Here is an 18,553-nt window from a genome sequence, read left to right as displayed (position 1 = left end):
GAGGAAAGGAGCGGACCGATGTCTATTGTGATCCTTGGCGTTGATTTGGGCAAGAATGCCTGCAGTGTGGTTGGCGTGGATGCGGCGGGAGCTGTCGTCGTACGCAGGTCGATGCGCCGCCAGACGCTGGTCGACTACGTTGCCAAGCTTCCTGTGTGCGTGGTCGCGATGGAGGCATGTTGCGGTGCCCATTATCTGGGGCGCCTGTTCGCCGCGCACGGACATGAGATCCGGCTGATGTCGCCGGAGTACGTACGGCCGTATGTCAAAGCACAGAAGAACGATGACCGCGACGCCGAGGGGATCGCGGAGGCCGCCTCGCGTCCAACGATGCGCTTCGTCGAACTCAAGACCCAGGAGCAGTTGGACATCCAGACGCTCCACCGGGTTCGCTCGCGCCTGGTGGCTGAGCGCAGGAGCCTGACCAACCAGTTGCGGGCGATCCTGCTGGAGCGCGGGACCATTTTCCCGGTTGGGCGGCGCAAGCTGGAACTCGGCATCGATGCCCTGCTGGCCGATGAGGATACGACCTTGTCACCGCGTCTGCGCCAGTTGGTGGCCGAACTGCGTGCCGAATGGCGCGAACTCGATACCAGGGTGGAAGCGCTGAACGGCGAGTTTGTCGAGCTGGCGCGCAATGACGCGGCTGCCCGGCGGCTCACATCCATCCCCGGCGTCGGGGTGCTGAACGCAACTGCCCTGATTGCAGCCGTGGGCGATGCCAGCAGCTTTGCCAAAGCCCGAGACCTGGGTGCCTGGCTCGGTCTGGTGCCCCGTCAGCATACTACCGGCGGCAAGCCGCGGCTGCTCGGCATCTCCAAGCGAGGCAACACCTACTTGCGCACCTTGCTCATCCACGGTGCCCGAGCAGCATTGCCGTCGCTGGCGCGAAGCGAGACCCCGTTGGGGCGCTGGTTGACAGGAATGATCGAGCGAGGAGTCCACCGCAATGCTATCGTCGTCGCGCTGGCCAACAAGCTGGCGCGGATCGCATGGGCGGCCTTGCGCAAGGACGCGACGTTCGAACGCGGCTACCCAGTCGCGGCATAACCGGATCGGCCGCACGCATCTTCGTGCATAGGCCAACGATGTTTGCAGGAAGGATCGTGAAGATGGCCTGACAGTCGATCGGCGTCTGGAAAGCCCGGCCAAAAAAATGGCACTCGTTGCCGGCGTCTTTATTGTGGCTCCAGACGTGCGGATGTCCATCTTGGCCATGGGGTCACCCATGAGACCGCATACGTTGACGCAGACTGATCAGAACACTTCAAAATCCCCCTTGCAGACGGGGCGGGCCATACGTTTTTTTGGGCTGTTCGGCATGGTTTGCGCCAAACTGCGTATCAGGAGAAAAGGCGCTTGAACGAATTTTGACACCCGTCCAATCTTTCCCTCGAAGCGGCGATTCATCGCGACAGTCTTTCAGCTTGCGAATTCCAGCTTGGGGGGAATTTTACGATATGGCCTTCCCGTCCGATCCCTCGGATAACGGCGCCACCGCGCCATCGACACCCGGCCTTTGGGCGCGTCGTCGCCTGGCCCTGCTAGGGCTGACCGCAACGGCTTTGGGCATGGCGGTTCTGCATGGCGCAGCCCCCGCCGTGGCACAGGCCGACGAACAGGCCGGTGAGAAGGAAGCGGGCATTCCCGTCACCGACAAGCTGGTCATCGACAAATGCGGCGCGTGCCACACCAATGACGGCAAGGGCAACCTGTCGCGCATTTCGTGGATGCGCACCACGCCCGAAGGGTGGGCACAGGCGATCCACCGCATGGTTAAGCTCAACGGTCTGGTCATCACCGCCGAGGACGCCAAAAAGGTCATCCGCTCGCTCTCGGCCAGCCATGGTCTGGCCCCGGACGAGGCAAAGCCGGTCATGTATCTGACCGAAAAGCGGGTGCTGGATGAAACCAACATTCCCAATGAAACCGTGCGTGCGGCCTGCGCCTCGTGCCACGCTTTTGCACAGCCTTTGAGCTGGCGCCGGTCGGCCAATGAATGGAAGCTGCTTCAGGAATTCCACGTCGCGCTCTATTCGCAGGCCGAGGTGCAATATCGCCGCGGCGTCGACGAACATGGCATGCCGCAAGGTTACGGCGCACCGGCATCCAAGGGGCCGACGCCGGGCGAAGTCGCGCTGGAATATATGCGCAAGACCGCCCCGCTGCATTCGGCCGAATGGGCATCGTGGAGCGCGCGTATGCGCCCCGCCGCTCTGTCGGGCAAATGGCTGGTTTCCGCCGATCTGCCGGGCAAGGGTCGCTATGCCGGTTCCATGGTGATCGCGCCCAAAGGCGATGATTTTACCACCACGATCACGTTGAAATCTTTGAAGGATGGCTCGATCCTGACCCGCACGGGGACGGGCATCGTCTATTCGGGCTATTCATGGCGCGGCAAGTCCAAGGGCACGGGCGACATGACCGCCCCGGACGCTCCGGCGCATGAAGCCCGCGAAACCATGTGGTTCGCCCCCGATCAGAAGTCGGCCGCCGGTCGTTGGTATTGGGGCGCGTATGAAGAGTTCGGCTTTGACGTCAAACTGACCCGCGCCACCGCCGAACCAACCATCGCCAGCGTCACGCCCGACGCGGTCAAGGTGGGCACGGCGGGCGCCGAATTGCACATTATCGGTGACAAACTGCCCACCAAGTTGGCCCTGTCGGACATCACGCTGGGCAAGGGCGTCGTAGCGAAAAAGATCGTGTCGGCCAGCGCCGATGAGATCGTGCTGAGCGTCGATGTGGCGGGTGATGCCACGGTGGGCGCGCATGATGTGGCCATTGGCGGCGCGGTGCTGGAAAAGGCGCTGCCGATCTATAAAAAGGTCGATTACATCAAGGTCACGCCGGAAACCTCATTGGCGCGTCTGGGTGGCAGCGAGAAGCACCCCAAGGGATACCTGCAATTCGAAGCCATTGGTTATGACAAGGGCGCCGACGGCAAGGCAGGCACCGCCGATGACGTGGCGGTTGGGCCCATCGACGCCAGTTTCTCGATGGGTGAATTCCCCTCGGTCTATTACGATGATGACGTGAATTTCGTCGGCAAGCTTTCGACCGCTGGCTTCTTCACGCCCAACATCGATGGCCCCAATCCGCAACGTAAATGGAACCGCAACAATTATGGCGAAGTCTGGGTGACCGCGACCGCCAAGACGGAAAAGGGCGCCGATGGCAAGCCCCTGACCGCCAAGGCCTTTATGGTCGTCACCGTGCCTGCCTATAAGCGCTGGGATCAGCCGGAGGTGAATCAGTGAGCGTTCCTTTGAACCACACCTATCGCAGCGGCGAAGTCCACCGCTTTGACGCCCAGGGTCAGGATTTCATCTACCTCGTTTCGGCGGGCGCCATCTTTGCGCTCGACGGTGCGGTGGGCGAAGTGCTGGCCATGCTGGACGCAGGCGAAATGGCCCATGCTGATCTGATCGCCGCTCTGACCGCGTCGGGTTACAGCGCGGTGGATGCCGAGGATCTGGTGCGCGAGCTTCGCCTTGCCCGCGTGATCGTTTCGGATCAGACCGTCGCGCCCCCCGCCCCGGCCAAGCCGGAGGGCGATTATCCGCTTCAGGCACTGGTGCTCAACATCACAAACCAGTGCAATCTGGCCTGCACTTATTGCTATGAATTTGGCGCGGACAAGATTGCCACGCCCAATGGCAAGCCCAAGTATATGACGATCGATACAGCCAAAGCGTCGGTCGATCTGCTGCTGGCACAATCGGGCGGTCGCCCGGCGGTGCATATTACCTTCTTTGGCGGCGAAACCTTGATGAACTTTCCGCTTTTGCGGCAAGTCGTCGCCTATGCCACGGATCAGGCCACGGCCCAGGGTCGCACCATAACCTTCAGCCTGACCACCAATGCCACGCTGCTGACCGACGAGATCATCGAGTTTCTGGCGACCGAACAAATCGGCGTCACGGTCAGCATCGACGGCCCCAAGGAGATGCAGGACAAGCGCCGCGTCTATAAAAGCGGCAAGGGCAGCTATGATGTCATCGAGCCCAAGCTGCGCAAGCTGATCGCCCGCCACCGCACCCGCGCCATCACGGCGCGCGTGACGCTGAGCCAGGGCGTGACCGATGTGGTCAAGATTTTCCGCCATCTGCGCGAAGACATTGGTTTCCACGAAGTCGGGTTCGCTCCGGTGACGGAATCGGGTGAACAGGCCTATTCGCTGGGCGAAGAAGGCATGGTGACGGTGCTGGAGCAGTTCCATCAACTGGCCGACGAATGGCTGGACTATGCGTTGAAGGGCCGGATGCACGGCTTTTCCAACGTATCGGAAACCATTGGCGAACTGGTTCAGGGCACCAACAAGAGCCACCCCTGCGGGGCGGGTCTGGGCCTGTTGGGCGTCTCGCCTTCGGGTGATCTCTCGCCCTGCCATCGCTTTACCGATGCCGACAGCCATGTGATGGGCCACGTTTCATCGGGTATCGACCGCAAGGCGCAGGGCGAATTCCTGACCAAGGGTCATGTCGGCGCCAAGTATGAATGCCAGTCCTGTTGGGCCCGGCCTTTGTGCGCGGGCGGATGCCATCACGAAGCCTTTGTCCGCTATGGCGACACGGGCCATGCCAATCTGCATTATTGCGACTGGATCCGCGAATGGACCGACACCTGCCTGAAAATTCAGGGGGCGCTGGCGGTGCAAAATCCCGAATTCCTTGAAAAGTTTGCCGAAAGAAAGGGCCTGTCATGAAGCATTTGCGCCCCATCAACCAGAAGGCCAAGGCGATTGACGAAAGCGTGACCGCGCAAACCGCGGCCATGCAGGACGATGTCGTGGCCCTGCAACAGGTTCGCCCGCATGTGCCGATGGGCTGTACCCTGTCCTTTTCGCCCGGTTGGGAAGTGGACGCCAGCGGCGGCACCGCCGGCCTGTGCCAGCCTGTCGAACGTGACATCTATGACTGTTACGTCACCTGCTTCTGGCCGGTTCAGGTGCCCGACCACGTCAATTACTCGCCCGATTGGGCCAGCAATTGCTCGGCGGCGGCCAAGGACTGGCGCAGCCTGGACATCATCTTTCCGTGATGAGGGGGTGCGCGCGGTCGGGTTACGCCGGGCCGCGCGCTGCTCCCGTCATTCTCGCGACCTTTCTTATGAAAGAGCCTGCCGCATGATGTATTCTCGCTCTGGCATTTCTTTCCGCCTCTCGAGGCGTTTGGCCGGCGCCTTGCTCGCCACGCTGCCGGTGGCCGCCACCGCCGCCCCCATCGTGATGGGCACCTATCCCGACAAGCTGTTTGTGGTGGACGAAGCCACAGGCAAGATCAACGAGCATATCAAGCTTGATACGGGCCTGCCCACCAACCTGCGCATGTCGAATGATCACAAGCGGATCTATGTGACCACCAACACGACCGGCGGGATCGAAGTTCTCGACGCCGCGACGCGCAAGGTGATCAACAAGTTCAGCCTGAACACGCCGACGACGAAATATCGTTTTACCGGCGGCGTGCCCGATCCTTCGAACAAATATTACTACACCATCATGATGACCATCGACAAAGCGGTGGATCGTTACAAGGTGAGCAAGTGGCAATATGCCACCATCGATCTGGCGCAGAAGAAGGTGGTCAAGACCGTCGACCTGCCCGACGAGGACAATACGCTCAACGCCGCGCGCGCACATATGATGGTCTCGCCCGATGGCAAGCTGCTCTATCTGTTCCGCGACAAGGTGATCATCCTCAACACTTCGGACTTCAAGGTCGTCGATCGCATCGACATGGCCAAGCCCGAAGGGTCGGGGCTGGAGCAGAACAGCTTTGGCGGCGGCGTGGAATTGCTGCGCAACAATGACGAATATGTCTCGCTGTTCACCGCAGCCGACCCGTATATTCACAACAAGATCTTTGGCATCGGCCGTTTCAAGCTGGCGTCCAAGAGCTTTGATTTCACCCCCATCGGCCCGGCCCCGTATCAGATGGCGGGTTTGCAAATCACGCCCGATGGCAAGGACGGCTATACCGTCACCACCCAGGGCACGACCGGCAATAAGCGCTGTGAATTCTGGCACTTTGACCTTGGCGCGAACAAGGTCGTGGACAAAGCCGAATTCCCGTGCCGTTCTCGTTTCCAGTTCGGCATGTCGAGCGATGGCAAGAAGCTCTACATCTATGGCGCCAGCTATGACATCGAAGTCTATGACGCCAAGACGCTGAAATGGGACAAGACGTGGAACCTGGACGCTGACGCCACGATGGCGGGCATGGTTTTCGCGCAATAATCCCATGTTGCAGGAGGAGCCCCTGTCGCCGACGTCCTCAAGCCAAAGCATATTGGTGCGTGGCGGTGGGTTGGCAGGGGCTTGCGCCGCGCATCTGCTGCGCGCGCACGGATTTGCGATTGCGCATGAACCGGTACGGCGTTCACCCGTGCCGGTTATCATGCTTTCCGATGCGGCGCTCGGCCTGATCCGCGATGCCTTTGGCCGTCAGGATCTGTTTGCGCAACATCACCGCATCACCACCCGCGTGGTGCGTTGGGGCGGCGATGCGGTCACCATGCCGCATGGCGCGGTGGTGGTTTCGGAAAATGACCTGATTTCGGCATTGGGCGGTGAACTGGTGGCGGATGGGGATGTCGCTGCGCCCACCATGACGCTGCATTGCGCCCCGCCCTTTCCCGAAGAAAACCTGATGCGCTTTGGCCAAAGGCGGGCCATGGCGGCACGCATCTTGCTTCGCGCCGGGGCCGATCATGCCTGTTGCCATGTCGAGGCTGTGGCGCGGGGCTGGCTGTTTCTGATCCCTTCGGGGCCGAAGGACTGCTGGCTGCTGGGCGTTGGCGCGCCGCTCGAAAAATTGCTCGAAGACAGCGTTTTGGTGGCTCCGCAAATTGCCGGATTGGGGGAAAGTTCGCCCGGATTTGAAACCGCCCCGCGGCAACTGGCGCGCCTTGCCGGGCCGGACTGGCTGGCCTGCGGCATGTCGGCCATCGCGTTTGACCCGATCTGCGGCGATGGCAGCGCGCAATCCGTGCGCGAGGCGATCCTTGCCGCCGCCGTCATCGCCCATCGGGGTGATCGTGATGCGCTGGCGACGCATTACCATTCCATGCTGACCGCTTCGCTGCGCCGACATATCCAGATTTCGGGCCAATTTTATGCCACAGGCGGCGATACGCCATGGTGGCGGGAACAGGTTGCCGCGCTGTCCCAAGGCTATGCGTGGACCACACAACAACTGGCGCATTTGCCAGAGCCGCGCTATCTGTTGCGCGGGTTTCAACTGATCGAACGGGAGGCCGCGACCTGAACGCGCCGCATAACGCCGTACACGCCTCTCCACCTCCTGCCCCATGGTCCGCCTATAAACAGTTATGGCCCTATTTGCGGCCCTATCTTCCGCGCCTGCCCGCAGTCGTGCTGGTCAGTCTGGCGGCAACGGGATTGAGCCTGGCCCAACCCTATATTTCCAAGCTGATGATCGATGGCGCGCTGATGCGCCACGACATGAACGTGCTGTGGCAAGTGGCCGGATTGATGCTTGGCGCCACGGTCGGCTCCTATGTCCTGAATATTCTGGCCAGTTGGCTGCATGTCTCGCTCTCGGCGGCGATGCTGTTCGACATTCGCGTCGCGGTGCTGGCGCATTTGCAAAAGCTGTCGCCCCGCTTCTTTGGCCGCTTCCGCCTTGGCGATTTGATGAGCCGCCTTAACAGCGACGTATCGGACATTCAACGCGTGGCGGGCGATACGCTGCTGGCCGCGCTGGCCAATCTGCTGTTCCTGATCGGCAGTGTGGCGCTGATGCTATGGCTCGATTGGCGGCTGTTCATTGTGGGCGTGGTGCTGGTGCCGCTGGCGGTAGGGGCTTTCCTGCGCGCGCAAAAGCGTCTGACCGACTTGTCGCGGCAAATGCGCGAGGCCGGGGCCGATATCGGCAGCCTTCTGGTCGATACGATCATGGGCATGCGGACTGTCGTGGCGCTGGGCGCGGAGCAGCGTGAGCGTCAAAGATTTGCGACCGCCAATGGTGGTTTTGTGCGCGCCATGTTGCGGATGCAGGTGACGTCTTTCCTCTCTGGCGCTGTTCCGGGAACTTTGCTCAGCGCATCAACCGCAGGGGCGATGCTGTGGGGCGGCTATGAGATCACCGCAGGGCGCATGACAATCGGCACGCTGGTTGCCTTTCTGGCCTATCAGCAGCGGCTTTTTGCGCCCATTCAGGGTCTGCTCGGCCTTTCCGCCACATTGGCCCAAACGCGGGTGGCATTGGCCCGCATCTTTGAATTGATGGACACAAAGCCGGAGGTGGATGAGGCGCAAAACCCGCATCCCCTTAACGCCATTACGCGCGAGATTCGGTTTGAACATGTCACGCTGTCGCACGGTCGCAATCCGGTGCTTCGCGACGCCCATTTCGTCATACCGGCGGGCGCCTTTTGCGCGATCCTTGGGCCAAGCGGGGCGGGCAAGTCGACCATGGCGGATCTGATGGTGCGTATGATCGATCCCGATGGCGGGCGGGTGTCGATTGACGGGCATGATCTGCGCGATCTGGCGCTGGGTGATCTGCGCCGCGCGATGCTGTTGGTGGAACAGACGCCTTTCCTGTTCAACGCGACGCTCTATGCCAATATCACCTTTGGTCTTGACGATCCGGGCCACGAAGCGGTTGTGGCCGCCGCCCATGATGCGGGGCTGGAAGGCTTGCTGGCCCGCCTTCCGCAAGGTTTGGAAACCCCGGTAGGGGAACGCGGTCTGGCCATGTCGGCGGGGGAAAGGCAACGCGTAGCCTTGGCGCGGGCCTTGTTGCGCAAACCTTCGGCGCTGATCCTTGATGAACCCACCGCCGCGCTGGATGGAGAAACCGAGGCGCTGATCGCCGCCAGCCTGCGCCGCGCCCTGCCCGATGCCACGTTGATCGTCATCACCCACAAACCGGCGCTGGCGCAACTGGCCGATATGACGATCACGCTCAAGGATGGCGTCATAATCGATGGCTGATCGCGTTCTGGTCGCCGTGATCGACAGCGGCGTGCATCCCGATCACCCCCATATCATGGCGGACCGCCTGCGCCCCGGCTTTGCCATCGGTTCTGACGGTGTGATCCTTGAGCAAGGCGCCATTCCGCTGGACCGTCTGGGTCATGGCACGGCCGTCATCGCCGCGATTCAGGAAAAGGCGCCCGAGGCCGACATCCTGCCCATCCGTGTGTTCCATGATGCCTTGAGGGGCAGCGCGCTGGCTCTTGTCACCGCGATAGACATTGCCGCCAGCCAAGGCGCCACGATCATCAATCTCAGCCTTGGCACCACCAATGTGGCGCACGCGCCGCTGTTTGCGACGGCCATTTCCAAGGCGGCCAACGCCCTTATTCTGGCCGCGGCCGAGGCGGATGGCGCGTCTTGCCTGCCTGGATCCCTGCCCGGTGTACTGGGCGTCGGGCTGGATTGGGATATTGCGCGCGAAAGCTGGCAATGGCGGGATGGACAGCTTTTTGCCAGCGGATACCCTCGCCCCATTCCCGGTGTGCCGCAAAGGCGCAATCTCTATGGCATCAGCTTTGCCGTTGCGCAGGCCAGCGGTCTTGCCGCAAAACTGGCCCAAGACATGCCCAATCCCAACCGATCCGCATTGATCGCCGCGCTCTCGGCCTGAACACCACATGCCAATCTGAAAAAACACCCCCATGGCGCAAACCATGGGGGTTTTAGTTTACCTTCGCAGGGTGAACTGGATCAGGTCAGAAGTGTATTGATCAGAACTTCTGGCCGAACTTAATGCCGAAAATTTGCGGGCGGACCGTAAAGGTGCGCGACGAACCCGAACAGAATGTGATCGAGCAGAAGGTGTTGGTCGTCAGACCACCACGCTTGTCGAAAGCATTCTGCAGATAGATGTCGAGCGTCCAGGTGTCCTTCTTGATACCGGCCGTGAAATCGAACGTGGTGAACCCGGCGGTATTACCCAACAATTGATTGTTGAACGTGTTGAGATCCTGGGTCGCGTTGGTCTGATACAGCGCGGCACCCATGAAGTAAGCGCGGTAATCACCAATATCCGTGTCATAACGGATCGATGTCGTGCCCTTAAAGATCGGCTGACGCGGCAGGCGCGTGCCATCAACGGCGGCCACCGTAGCAACCGGCGGCGACCCGGTGGTTTGGCCTACAGAGCACGAGGGCAGCTGTGAGATCGAACTCGAAGTCGAGTCATACGCAAAGTTGCAGAAGTTGCCCTGCAGCTTGGCATTGTTGTAAGCGCCTGCCGTGCTGATGGTGACCTTGCCCAGCTTTAGGTCGGCGTCATATTCGACACCATAAACGCGCGCCTTACCGGCATTGCCGGTCATGCCCGCCCCCTGGGTGCCCGCAATAACCACGGAATACTGAATATTGTTCCAGTCTTCCATGTAAACGGCGGCGTTAAAGCGGAACATGTTGTTCCACGTCGTCTTGAAGCCGATTTCGTAGTTGGTCAGTGTTTCCGACTTGAACGGATCAACCGAGGCCACAACCGTTGGCAAGCCGGTGCGACGAATACGCAGCGGGCGGTTGTAACCACCCGGACGGAAGCCGGTCGAATAGTTCACATAGATCATCTTGCTGGGCGTAAGCTGATAATTCAGCGCGATCTTGTGGGTTTCGCCCTGTTCCTTATACCGCCCGATGCTGTTGGGATCGAGCATGTTGGTGTTAAGGCAGGTCAGGCGCGCATTGCTCGGCAAGGGCGTCGGGCAGCCGTAGGTGCCGGTCAGCGTGTTGAGCGTGGTGGTCGTGTTGGCCGCCGTGGCCGCCACGCCGCCAAAGCCCAGCGTCTTGAGATCGGTCCAGAAATAGCGGATGCCGCCGGTGATCTTCAGCTTGGGCGTGATGTTGTAATGCGCCTCGGCAAAGATCGCCGCGTCCTTGGTATAGGTGTTCGATTCGCTCAGGTAATAGGCATCACGCTTTACCGCGGGCGTGCCCAGAACCATCGTGCCGCCGGCGCTGGTGGGAATGCCAAAGCCATCCAGCGTCGTGGAATTGCCGGTACATGCCGGCGTTCCATCGCTGTTAAAAGTCGTCGAATAGGCGCAGCCTTGCGTATAACCGGCAATGTTGCTCAGACCATGGATGCCATAGTCATTGTTAACTTCGGTCTTCTGCCACTGATAGAAACCACCGAAAGTGGCGTCAAAGGGCCAGCTCTTGGGCGTCGAGAAGCGCAGTTCCTGCGTGAACTTCTCTTCGTAACGCCAGCCTTCGTAATATTGGGTCGGATTGATCAGCGTGGTGCACTTCATCGAAGCGCCCGAGCCGGTGCAACCGCTCTTGTCGAAGAACTGGAGATAGCTTTCATAACCACCACCGAAACCGTCATAGGTCACGGTGTAATAGGTATAGTCGTTCTGCAGGTGGACCTTGCGGCCGAAATAGCCGGTCGAGGATACTACATCAAAGTCACCAATATGACCATGGACCGACAAGGCGCCCTGATACCACGAGTCCATACGGCGGGTCAGGTCATAGTCATGCACCTGAAGATCGCCCACGCGCGGGTCATAACCGAAATAGCCATAGGCGGTCTGCGACTGGGCCGCCAGTTGGGGCGTGATCTGCCAACCAGGGGTCGGTTCCCACAGAACCGTAACACGGCCGCCATACATGGTGACCGGGTTGTAATCCTTTTTGGCAATCTTGGAATTGTCGAGCGTGTAGCTGGTCAACGGATTGTTATCGCCCAGATTCAAGGTCGAAGACGCACCATTGTTGAATTTGCCATTGTTGGGTGTGTTATCAATGTAACCGCCTTCCTTGCGATAGAACGCCATCACACGGGCGGCAATTTTTTCGCCAAAGGGGATGTTGGCATATGTAGCAAACTGGCCGCCCATGGCGCCCTTGCCATATTTGTTGAGGTCGGTGTCATAACCCCATTCGAACTTGCCCAACTTGGGCTTGTTCGTAAGCATACGGATCGTCCCGGCCAACGAACCTGCGCCGTAAAGCGTGCCCTGCGGACCCGAAAGGCCTTCGACGCGCTCCATGTCGTAAACGAAAATGTCGGGGACGCTGGTGCCGGTGATCGGAATATCGTCAAGGTAATAACCAACCGAGGCATAGTTACCGCCCGCCGGCACAATGCCGCGGAAATAGGCGGTCTGTCGGCCCGGCCCAAGACCGGCAAAGGACACCGAAGGCATCAGCGCGGCAAAGTCGGACAGGCCCTTAACGTTGCGTTCGGCCATCTTTTCCATCGACAGCGCCTGCATCGAAATCGGCACTTTCTGGACGCTTTCCGAACGACGGGTCGCGGTAACCACGATGTCGCCAAGACCGCCGCCCTGTTCCGCCGCGGGGGCCGGTTCGGCCGCCGGTTCTGCTTCGGCCGCATGCACTGCGCCTGCCAAGGCAAACGGCGTCAGGAATGTCGCGGCGCTCAGCGCAATTGCCCGGCGCGATCTTTTTGAAAACTCTGAAATCATCGTAATGCTTCCCCCATTACTGGCCATTTGCCCCGAAATCCTCGCCCGCGATTTCCAAAACTCACGCGTTTTGCGGACACGCCAAAAGGTCCCGGCGATTGCGCCAGACAAGCAGGATCACCCGGCCCAAACATGGTTTGAACCGATGCATCCACCCGATGCCGAAAACGTCATTGGACCCCATGGCGACCTGAATGCTGCAACTGCGGTTGGTGCCCCTGACGCATATGCAGCAATTAGTACGGTCGTCCGGTTTCGAAGAATGTCATAGGTGCTTGGCGAGTCAAGGGCGCAAACTGCGCAAGATGTCCCGAGGGGTTACGTCGTCTGACGTATATGATTACGCAGGTGCAGCGCGCGACAACATCGCCTTGAACGTGGGTCCGAAATGGCCCGTTGAAAGGACGTCCATGGCTGCAGGGACCATCGCTGCTCGACCCGTTGCCCGCAATATGCCGGGACCGGCGCTGGCCGATGCTGCAAGCTTGCTGGGCACCGATCCGGCCCAGGCGCTGGCCAAAGCGGAGGCCCTTCTCAAGTCCTATGATGGAAAACTGCCCCCTGCCGAATTGATCGCGTGTCAGGCGCTGCGTCAATTGGGCAAGGAACAATTGGCCCTCACCCGCCTGATCGCTTTGGATCGCGGCCAACCGGGCGTGCCGCCCATCCTGTGGGAACTGGCCCAATCGGCCGGCGCGCTGGGGGAAAGCAGGAAAGCGGTAGCCGCGCTCGAAACGCTGACCCGGCAACAACCGCAAGTGGCCAGCGGCTGGTATCTGCTGGCGCGGGAATTGCGCAAGATCGGGGAAACGGAAAAAGCCTGGCGCGCCGACCTCTCGGCCATCCACGCCTCATCCTCTGATCCCGAACTGATCAAGGCCGCCGTGGCCATGAACGAAGGCAGGTTTGATGAGGCGCAGGCCATGTTGATGGCGCGGCTTGAACGCCTGCCTGAAGACGCCAGCGCGACACGTTTGATCGGTGAGATCCTGTGGCGTCAGGGCGATTTGACCGCCGCGATGGATTGGGTGGAAAAAGCCTTGGCCATGGCGCCCGGTTTCGATCTGGCCCGCGACTTTCTGATCCGCCTTTTGCTGCAAACGAACCGTTTGAACGAGGCGAAGGATCAGGTTGAACTCCTATGCCAATCCCCGATGCAAAGCCCCGGCCACCGCCTGCTCAAAGCCTCGGTGCTGGTGCGTCTGGGCGATCAGGAAGGCGCGGGCGCGATCTATGACGCGCTCTTGCAGGAAACGCCCGACAATGCCCATGTCTGGCAAAATCTGGGCCATGTGCGCAAAACGCTGGGCGATCAGCCCGCCGCCGTCGACGCCTATCGCCGCGCCATCGCCGTCACCGCCACGATGGGCGAGGCATGGTGGTCGCTGGCCAATTTGAAGACGGTCAAATTCACCGCAGAAGACCGCGCCGCGATGGAGGCCGCGATTGCCAGCGGCCCGACCGGCGAGGACCTGTTCCACCTGCACTTTGCCTTGGGCAAGGCCTTGGAGGATGCGGGCGATTACGCCGCCTCGTTCCGGCATTACCAGACCGCCAACGCCCTGCGCCGCGCTGAATTGCCCTATAATGCAAAGGGTACGCATGACGCAGCGGTCGAACACGCCGCCGCCTTTACCGCGCCATTCTATGCCGCCCGCGATGGAGATGGAGGCTGTATGGCACCCGATCCGATCTTCATCCTTGGCCTGCCTCGCTCGGGTTCGACGCTGGTGGAACAGATCCTGTCGAGCCATTCGATGATCGAGGGCACCCACGAATTGCCCGAAATGATGATGATCGCGGGCCGGTTGAAGGCGCGCGCCGAACAAGGTGAATTTGCCTCCTATGGCGATTTGCTGCGCTCGCTGTCCCCCGCCGACCGGACAAGGCTGGGCGAGGAATATATCGACCTGACGCGGGTGCATCGCCAGACCGACCGGCCGATGTTCATCGATAAATTGCCCAACAACTGGCAGAATACCGGCCTCATCCGCCTGATCCTGCCCAAGGCGAAGATCATTGATGCGCGCCGTCATCCTATGGCCTGCTGTTTTTCGGGATGGAAGCAGCATTTCGCGCGCGGCCAGGCGTTTTCCTATGATCTGGCCGATATTGGCGCCTATTACCGCGACTATGTGGCGCAGATGACGGCCTTTGATCAGGAAATGCCCGGCGCTGTCCACCGCGTGATCTATGAAGAAATGGTGGCCGATACACAGGCCGAAGTGACCCGCCTGCTCGCCTATGTCGGGGTGGATTTTGAGGAAGCCTGCCTCTCCTTCTGGGAAAACAAGCGCGCCGTCCGCACCGCCAGCAGCGAGCAGGTACGCCAGCCCATCTATCGCGACGGGTTGGCGCAATGGTTGAACTATGACGCATGGCTGGGGCCTTTGCGCGATGCGCTTGGCCCGGTGGTGCATGCGTTTCCGGCCCCGCCGTCGGATTGGGCGGCACATATCGGACAATAAAAAGGGCGCCGGTTTGGGCGCCCTTTCCTTTTACGCTATGTTCAAACGCTTACTGGCCGTTGGGGTGGATGTCCCGAAAGGCCGCGTTGAAACCACTGCTCGGCCCGCTCGAAACCGGGGCTGGGGCGGTGTAATGCGGCGGCACATAGGGCGCGCGCGACGCCTGACGCGACGAACTGTGGCGCGAGGTCGAACGACGCGAGGCGTAGCGCGAAGAACCACGCGACTTGCGTGCCGCTGCACGCCGTTCGGCGCGGGTCATACGATGCTTGGAAACCGGCGCCGCCTTGGCCTTTTCCGCCTTGGCCAGAGCCCGCTTTTCCGCCCGCGTCAGCTTGCCCTTTTTACCCTTCTTCTCGGCCCGAGCCAGCGCGCGCCTTTCCGCACGGCTCAGCTTCGCCTCAACCTTGGGCTTACCGCCGCTGCGCGCAAGGGCGCGCTTCTGCGCCCGCGTCAGCTTGGCTTCAGGCTTCTTGCCCCGCTTTTCGGCACGGGCCAGCGCGCGCTTTTCCGCGCGGCTCAATTTCCTGGCTTCGACCTTGCCCTTCTTGCCCCGGCTCAGCTTTTCCGCCTTGCCCGAATGCGCCTTGGCCACATGAGCCACCGGCTTCTTCTTGCCCTTGACCACCTTGGCCGCGTGATGCGTGGCCTTGGGCTGGGCTTTATGATGCCGGGCCTCGGCAGGCGCGGCCACCGCCAGCAATGCCAGAACCGCCAACACCAATCTTTTCATGGACAAAATCTCCTGCGAACCCGTGGCGCGTGTTGATAGATACTCGATGGCTATAGGCAAGCGCGATTTTGTCGCAAATCCACAGCCTGAGCGATCAGCAAGCCGGAACGCAAACCGCAAGCCCGCCCAGCGAGGTTTCCTTATACTGGCTCATCATATCGGCCCCGGTGCGGCGCATGGTTTCGATCACCTGATCCAGACTGACCAGATGAGTCCCGTCCCCGCCCAGCGCCAGACGCGCCGCATCGATGGCCTTGACCGCGCCCATGGCGTTACGCTCGATACAGGGGATCTGGACCAGTCCGCCGATGGGGTCACAGGTCAGGCCCAGATTATGTTCCATGGCGATTTCCGCGGCATTCTCGATCTGGGCATTGGTGCCGCCCATGATCGCGGTCAGCCCCGCCGCCGCCATCGAACAGGCCACTCCGACCTCGCCCTGACACCCGACCTCGGCGGCGGAAATGCTGGCGTTGCGTTTGTACAACCCGCCAATTGCCGTGGCCGTCAAAAGGAAGGTTGCCTTGGCCCCGTCATCGGCCCCGTGATAACGCTCGGCATAGCGCAGCACCGCCGGGATGATCCCCGCCGCACCATTGGTGGGCGATGTCACCACCTTGCCGCCCGCCGCATTCTCCTCATTGACCGCAATAGCCCAGAGGTTGACCAGATCGAGCGTGGCCAGAGGATCGGACAAAACCCGCTCGATCCGGGCATAGAAACGTTCGCGCAAATGGGCCGCGCGGCGTTGCACCTTTAACCCGCCGGGCAATTCGCCCCGCTGGCTCATGCCGCGTTCGATACAGGCGTCCATGGCCGCGGCGATGCGCGCAATGCCCGCCTCGGTTTCCACGCGGGGCCGCCGCGCATCCTCATTGGCCAACGCCAATCCCGCGATGGTCAACCCGTCACGCTGCGCCATCTCCAGCAATTCGACCGCCGTGGTAAAAGGATAGGGTTCGTCATGATCCTCCGCCGGAGCATCGGCCGTGGTCTGATCCTCGTCCACAACAAAGCCGCCGCCGATGGAGAAATAGGTGCGGGTCAGAACCTCCTGTCCATCCGCATCAAAGGCGGCAAAGCGGATGCCATTGGGATGGAACGGCAGGCTTTCCCGCCCCAGCCACAGGATGTCGGCGCGTTCGTCAAAGGCAATATCCCGTCGCCCGCCCAGCATCAGGCGGCCACTGGAGCGTACCTGTTCGATCAGAGCCACCGCCTCGTCGGGGTCGGCCTCTTCGGGCGCGATGCCGTGCAGGCCAACGATCGTCGCCGTATCGGTGGCATGGCCCCGCCCGGTCAGGGCAAGGCTGGCGTAAAGCGACACTTCGACCCGCGCCACGCGCGCCATCCCATCGCCCAGCGCGCCCACGAAACGGCACGCCGCCGTCATCGGCCCCATCGTATGGCTGGAGGATGGCCCCACGCCGATCTTGAACAATTCGAAAACGCTGACTGCCATCTGGCTTCTCTTCCCGCGACCGTGAATGCGCGCCTTTCCTGACGCGTCCCAACCAATGCGCAATACGCGCCTTGACGAAGGGGTGCCAGTAAAGCCTTATCCGCGCCAGAAATTTCAAGGAGACACCGATGCGCCGCGCCCTGTTGCTGAGCCTGCCCATGTTGCTGTCGGGCATGGCCGTCCATGCCGCCCCCGTCAAACCGGGCACATCGGCCCAGATCGAGGCGCAGACCAGCAAGAACTGGGCCGAACTCGAAGCGCTTTACAAGGATCTGCACAGCCATCCCGAAGTCGGCTTTACCGAGATCCGCACCGCCGGGATCCTGAGCGAGAAGCTGCGCAAACTGGGTTTTGACGTGACAGAGCATGTGGGCAAGACCGGCCTTGTCGGCGTGCTCAAGAACGGCCCCGGCCCGGTGGTTCTGGTCCGCGTGGAAATGGACGCGCTGCCCATGGAGGAAAAGACCGGCCTTGCCTGGGCCAGCAAGGCGCAGCAAACCGACGCTTCGGGCAAGACGACCTATGTCATGCACGCCTGTGGCCATGACATTCACATGGCATGGTGGCTGGGCACGGCGCAGGCTCTGGTGGCGATGAAGAACCAGTGGAAAGGCACGCTGATCATGATCGGCCAGCCTTCGGAAGAAATTGGCGAAGGCGCGCGGGCCATGCTCGACGACGGCCTTCTGACCCGTTTCCCCAAGCCCGACTATGCCTTTGCCGCCCATGTCGGCCCGGCGCGGGCGGGCGATATCGAGGTCAAGCAGGGCGTCGCCACGTCCAATTCCGATTCGGTCCGCGTGATCTTTCACGGCCAAGGCGCGCATGGCTCCATGCCCAACATGAGCATCGACCCCATCGTCATGGGCGCCCGCTTTGTTTCGGATGTCCAAACCGTCATCAGCCGCCAAAAAGACCCCCAGAAATTCGGCGTGGTGACGGTGGGCTATTTCCGGTCGGGCACGGTGTCGAACATCATTCCCGACACGGCGGAATTGGGCCTGTCCTTGCGTTCCTTCGACCCGGACACGCGCAAATTGCTGAACGATGGCGTCGATATCACCGCCAAGGCGGTGGCCGAAATGTCGCGCGCCCCCGCACCCGAAGTGATCCGCCGCCACGGCTTGCCCAGCGTGGTCAATGATGACGCCCTTGCCGCCAGCACCTATGCTGTCCTGTCCAAAGCTGGCCTTCCCGGCGCGGTCCGGCTGGAGCCGGCGTATAAGCCCGGATGGACGGCCAGCGAGGATTATTCCGAATTCGTGCTGGCGGGCATTCCCAAATCGGTGTTCTTTTCCATCGGCGGCAGCGATCCGACCATGCTGGAAAAGCTCAAGGCCGAAGGAAAGCCGGTACCGGTCAACCACTCGCCCTTCTTTGCGCCTTTGGCCGGGCCGTCGATCCGCGCCGGGGTTCAGGCGCTGACGCTCTCGGTCCTGTCGGTCGCGGGAAAGTAAAGGG

General features: G+C 61.2%; 13 protein-coding genes. 10 read left to right on the top strand and 3 right to left on the bottom strand.

Going from position 1 to position 18,553, the window contains the following annotated elements:
- Nucleotides 1-18: 18 nt before the first annotated feature.
- The 8 genes from AC2S2E_RS08720 (at nucleotide 19) to qhpE (ending at nucleotide 9,620) form a co-directional block, all read left to right on the top strand.
- The gene (locus tag AC2S2E_RS08720) at nucleotides 19-1,050 is read left to right on the top strand and encodes an IS110 family RNA-guided transposase (RefSeq protein WP_066531508.1); all 1,032 of its coding nucleotides are present in this window, start codon (nucleotides 19-21) and stop codon (nucleotides 1,048-1,050) included.
- A 410-nt stretch (nucleotides 1,051-1,460) separates the two neighbouring features.
- On the top strand, nucleotides 1,461-3,260 hold the full coding sequence (peaA, locus tag AC2S2E_RS08715) for a quinohemoprotein amine dehydrogenase subunit alpha (RefSeq protein ID WP_486524507.1): 1,800 nt from the start codon (nucleotides 1,461-1,463) through the stop codon (nucleotides 3,258-3,260).
- Nucleotides 3,257-4,708: a quinohemoprotein amine dehydrogenase maturation protein gene (peaB, locus tag AC2S2E_RS08710; protein ID WP_486524505.1), complete on the top strand. Its 1,452-nt coding sequence runs from the start codon at nucleotides 3,257-3,259 to the stop codon at nucleotides 4,706-4,708. Before peaA ends, peaB begins: the two co-directional genes overlap by 4 nt.
- The gene (qhpC, locus tag AC2S2E_RS08705) at nucleotides 4,705-5,043 is read left to right on the top strand and encodes a quinohemoprotein amine dehydrogenase subunit gamma (protein WP_476102979.1); all 339 of its coding nucleotides are present in this window, start codon (nucleotides 4,705-4,707) and stop codon (nucleotides 5,041-5,043) included. Before peaB ends, qhpC begins: the two co-directional genes overlap by 4 nt.
- An 85-nt stretch (nucleotides 5,044-5,128) precedes the next feature.
- Nucleotides 5,129-6,241 (top strand): YncE family protein, encoded by a 1,113-nt coding sequence (locus AC2S2E_RS08700; RefSeq protein WP_486524504.1) that lies wholly within the window; start codon nucleotides 5,129-5,131, stop codon nucleotides 6,239-6,241.
- Nucleotides 6,242-6,389: 148 nt separating this feature from the next.
- Nucleotides 6,390-7,271 (top strand): hypothetical protein, encoded by an 882-nt coding sequence (locus AC2S2E_RS08695; RefSeq protein ID WP_486524502.1) that lies wholly within the window; start codon nucleotides 6,390-6,392, stop codon nucleotides 7,269-7,271.
- Nucleotides 7,272-7,345: 74 nt separating this feature from the next.
- Nucleotides 7,346-8,965 carry an ABC transporter ATP-binding protein gene (locus AC2S2E_RS08690; protein ID WP_486524501.1) on the top strand — a complete coding sequence of 540 codons (1,620 nt, stop codon included), beginning with the start codon at nucleotides 7,346-7,348 and terminating at the stop codon, nucleotides 8,963-8,965.
- Nucleotides 8,958-9,620 carry a subtilisin-like serine protease QhpE gene (gene qhpE / locus AC2S2E_RS08685; RefSeq protein ID WP_486524500.1) on the top strand — a complete coding sequence of 221 codons (663 nt, stop codon included), beginning with the start codon at nucleotides 8,958-8,960 and terminating at the stop codon, nucleotides 9,618-9,620. Before AC2S2E_RS08690 ends, qhpE begins: the two co-directional genes overlap by 8 nt.
- 100 nt (nucleotides 9,621-9,720) lie before the next feature.
- Here qhpE and AC2S2E_RS08680 read toward each other — a convergent pair whose 3' ends face one another.
- The gene (locus AC2S2E_RS08680; RefSeq protein ID WP_486524499.1) at nucleotides 9,721-12,429 is read right to left on the bottom strand and encodes a TonB-dependent receptor; all 2,709 of its coding nucleotides are present in this window, start codon (nucleotides 12,427-12,429) and stop codon (nucleotides 9,721-9,723) included.
- A 410-nt stretch (nucleotides 12,430-12,839) separates the two neighbouring features.
- On the opposite strand from AC2S2E_RS08680, the gene AC2S2E_RS08675 reads away from it, so the two are divergent.
- Nucleotides 12,840-14,897, top strand: coding sequence for a tetratricopeptide repeat-containing sulfotransferase family protein (locus tag AC2S2E_RS08675; protein WP_486524498.1), 2,058 nt, complete (start codon nucleotides 12,840-12,842; stop codon nucleotides 14,895-14,897).
- Nucleotides 14,898-14,946: 49 nt separating this feature from the next.
- Here AC2S2E_RS08675 and AC2S2E_RS08670 read toward each other — a convergent pair whose 3' ends face one another.
- Together AC2S2E_RS08670 and AC2S2E_RS08665 are read right to left on the bottom strand one after the other, a co-directional pair.
- Nucleotides 14,947-15,630 carry a hypothetical protein gene (locus AC2S2E_RS08670; protein ID WP_476102998.1) on the bottom strand — a complete coding sequence of 228 codons (684 nt, stop codon included), beginning with the start codon at nucleotides 15,628-15,630 and terminating at the stop codon, nucleotides 14,947-14,949.
- Between the two features lie 94 nt (nucleotides 15,631-15,724).
- Nucleotides 15,725-17,092, bottom strand: coding sequence for an L-serine ammonia-lyase (locus AC2S2E_RS08665; RefSeq protein WP_486524497.1), 1,368 nt, complete (start codon nucleotides 17,090-17,092; stop codon nucleotides 15,725-15,727).
- Nucleotides 17,093-17,220: 128 nt separating this feature from the next.
- Here AC2S2E_RS08665 and AC2S2E_RS08660 point away from each other — a divergent pair, with 128 nt between their 5' ends.
- A complete protein-coding gene (locus AC2S2E_RS08660; protein WP_486524496.1) occupies nucleotides 17,221-18,549 on the top strand; it encodes an amidohydrolase in 1,329 nt (442 codons plus the stop codon).
- Nucleotides 18,550-18,553 lie beyond the last annotated feature (4 nt).

This window comes from Novosphingobium sp. 550D (assembly GCF_057401885.1).
This window is presented reverse-complemented; position numbering and strand designations above follow the sequence as displayed.

Bases quoted from the DNA above. Each gene is read 5' to 3' on its own strand.
- AC2S2E_RS08670 (WP_476102998.1), bottom strand. From the start codon at position 15,630: ATGAAAAGATTGGTGTTGGCGGTTCTGGCATTGCTGGCGGTGGCCGCG.
- AC2S2E_RS08720 (WP_066531508.1), top strand. From the start codon at position 19: ATGTCTATTGTGATCCTTGGCGTTGATTTGGGCAAGAATGCCTGCAGT.
- peaA (WP_486524507.1), top strand. From the start codon at position 1,461: ATGGCCTTCCCGTCCGATCCCTCGGATAACGGCGCCACCGCGCCATCG.
- AC2S2E_RS08660 (WP_486524496.1), top strand. From the start codon at position 17,221: ATGCGCCGCGCCCTGTTGCTGAGCCTGCCCATGTTGCTGTCGGGCATG.
- AC2S2E_RS08675 (WP_486524498.1), top strand. From the start codon at position 12,840: ATGGCTGCAGGGACCATCGCTGCTCGACCCGTTGCCCGCAATATGCCG.
- qhpE (WP_486524500.1), top strand. From the start codon at position 8,958: ATGGCTGATCGCGTTCTGGTCGCCGTGATCGACAGCGGCGTGCATCCC.
- AC2S2E_RS08665 (WP_486524497.1), bottom strand. From the start codon at position 17,092: ATGGCAGTCAGCGTTTTCGAATTGTTCAAGATCGGCGTGGGGCCATCC.
- AC2S2E_RS08680 (WP_486524499.1), bottom strand. From the start codon at position 12,429: ATGATTTCAGAGTTTTCAAAAAGATCGCGCCGGGCAATTGCGCTGAGC.
- qhpC (WP_476102979.1), top strand. From the start codon at position 4,705: ATGAAGCATTTGCGCCCCATCAACCAGAAGGCCAAGGCGATTGACGAA.
- AC2S2E_RS08700 (WP_486524504.1), top strand. From the start codon at position 5,129: ATGATGTATTCTCGCTCTGGCATTTCTTTCCGCCTCTCGAGGCGTTTG.